The sequence below is a fragment of the Affinirhizobium straminoryzae genome (genome assembly GCF_007004135.1).
GTDB classification, from domain to species: domain Bacteria; phylum Pseudomonadota; class Alphaproteobacteria; order Rhizobiales; family Rhizobiaceae; genus Neorhizobium; species Neorhizobium straminoryzae.
On sequence record NZ_VJMG01000109.1, the window covers coordinates 1 to 2,624 of the forward strand.

Annotated in this window: 1 protein-coding gene and 1 pseudogene; one reads left to right on the forward strand and one right to left on the reverse strand. The window is 62.7% G+C overall.

Annotation, left to right across the window (positions count from 1 at the left end):
• The first annotated feature begins 317 nt into the window (after window positions 1-317).
• Complete coding sequence (locus FNA46_RS25060) at window positions 318-2,255, forward strand: M23 family metallopeptidase (protein ID WP_143127967.1); 1,938 nt, start codon at window positions 318-320, stop codon at window positions 2,253-2,255.
• Window positions 2,256-2,268: 13 nt separating this feature from the next.
• Here FNA46_RS25060 and FNA46_RS25065 read toward each other — a convergent pair.
• A pseudogene (locus FNA46_RS25065) lies at window positions 2,269-2,624 on the reverse strand (S66 peptidase family protein); the annotation flags it as partial.

A 2,624-nucleotide genomic window follows, 5' to 3' on the forward strand; every position in this document is an offset into this window, starting at 1 on the left:
CACAACACACTGATTACAAACAGAAATTCCAAAATCATCCCAAAACCAGACCCAAACAATCCCAAAATACCCAAACGGCGAAGGGGAAAACGAGCGCATGCCGAGGAGCCGAGGTGGATGCGGAAGCCACCGCTCGCCCTGCCGCGACATTTCCACATTCCCTCTCTAGACGTCGTTGTTGATTGCCATGCAATCGGCCGTTTCGGGGAGCGGCGGGGGAAAGCTTGGACCGCCGGGTTTGACTCCCGCGCGTGAATTCGGCACATCTTCCCGCTCAAGATCATGACGGTAAGGCAACAGGGGATGATACGACAGGAATGACGACGTCTCGCAGCATCTTGCCCTCCCTGGGGAACGAGGCGCCGATCCTGGCCGACGGACGACGGGCGCCCGACCGGCGCGAGATTTCGCTGCGCTGGTTGTCAGGCACATTCCTCACCGGCATCACGTCGTCCGTCCTGATGGGTGTCGCCCTGTTTGCTGCGCTCGACGGACGCCAGCAGCTGGCCATACCGGCCGAAGCCTATGCCACGCTTCCCGTACATAGTGACAGCGACAGCGTCTCGCGCGGTCGACGGCTGCTGCCCAGCAATGTGATCGCCATGCCCACCGACCGCAAAGTGCTGGAAGTGGCCACGATGGTGAAGGAGGGTGCCAAGGAAGTGCTGCGCCGCCAGCCTTTCTCGCATGTGAAGATGACGCTTGCGGCCAATCATGTGCCGCAGGAAAGCTATCCCCCCTTCGATCCGCTAACAGTGTTTTCCAGCGGCGACAATGACGGCGCGGCAGACAAGCCCAGCACCGGCATCATCTATGGCTCCGCGATCGAATCCGAGGTCAGCCTGCAGACGGCCGCTTTCCCCACCTCCGATGCCAAGTTGCCCTTTGCGCCCGGCATGACGCAGGACGAAGTCGAGGAAAACGTGCGCACCAACGGATCGGTGCTGACAGATGGCACCACGCAGATTTCCGCCCTCACCTATGTCGATCCTCAGCGGTTCGAGGGCAATGACGACGTGATGCCGATGATCGCGCCACCCTCTGCCCGAGTGGTGGAGGAAAACATGTCGGTGACCGCACCCGAACCGGTAACACCGAATACCCGCGACTATGCAGAGGATGTCATTCCAGTCCGCCAGCCGATGGAGATGGCGGCCTCGATGGTGGCCGTCGGTTATCCGAAGACTCAGGCCGACGATATTGCCGGCGTTCTCGGACGCGAAACCGGCGGGACCGCCCTGCAGGAGGGCGACGTCGTACGCATCGGCCTGATCCAGGAAGGCGAGATGGTCTCGATCTTCCGCGCCAGTCTCTACCGGCGTGGCCAGCATGTCGGGACGATTGCACTGGATGACAAGGGCCACTTCGTGCATGGCGCCGAACCGATCCATCTCGATGCTGTCGACAGCGCCTTTTCCGAGGACACGCCGGTCATGCTGTCGGGCCGCGAACTGCCGAGCGTCTACGACGGCATCTACCGCGCGGCCCTCTCCTACGGCATGACGAACGACATGACGGCAACCATGGTGAAGCTGCTCGCAAGCACCGTGGACCTGCAGGCGCAGCTGAAGCCGTCGGATACGATCGAGGCCTTCTTCTCTGCCGCCAACGAGCAGGGGCGCGCGGGGCCGAATTCCGAACTGCTCTACGTGAATGCCCGCTTCGGCGACACGATGATCCGCTTCTACAGGTTCCAGAATCCCGAAGACAATTCGGTCGATTATTTCGACCAGGACGGCAAGAGCGTGCGGCAGTTCCTGCTGCGTAATCCGGTTCCGAATGGACGCCTCACCTCCGGCTTCGGCATGCGCCGACACCCGATCCTCGGCTATTCGCGCATGCATACGGGCACGGACTGGGCAGCGCCCCGCGGCACGCCGATCATCGCGACGGGCAACGGTATCGTGGAACGCACCGGCTGGGCCTCCGGCTACGGCAACCAGACGATCATCCGCCACGCCAATGGCTACGAAACCTCCTACAATCACCAGAGCGCGATCGCCAAGGGCATCCGCGACGGCGCGCGCATAACGCAGGGCCAGGTGATTGGCTATGTCGGCTCGACCGGTTCCTCCACCGGCACGCACCTGCATTACGAGCTGATCGTGAACGGCACCAAGGTGGATTCGATGAAGGTGCGCCTGCCGGGTGGCAAGTCGCTGACGGGCAATGCACTGGCGCGCTTCCAGGAGGAGCGCAAGCGGATCGATACGCTGCTGACCGCCAAGGACACCGACCAGGTGGCGAGCCGCTGACCGGCATCATCCCTCAGCCTTCGACGATCAGACTTCCTGCATCAGCATCGAGACGGGCCATGGCCCCAAGCCGTACGCTTTGGGCCCGCATTCCGTGCCCGAACGGCAAACCGCCCAGCACCGGCACGCCGAGACGATACAGATGGTCGCGGACCAGATCGACGATCTTTTCCGCCTTCTCCGGCGATTTCAACGTGAACTGCCCGACGGCAATGCCTGCGACACCGGCGAGATGGCCACCCTTGGCAAGCAGGGTAAGCATGCGGTCGGTAAGGCCCGGCATGCAATCGACCGCCTCCAGCAGCAGGATCGCGCCGCGCAGATCCGGCAGCGCCCAGCCGGCCGTGGTGGCCAGCGTTTCGAGATTGC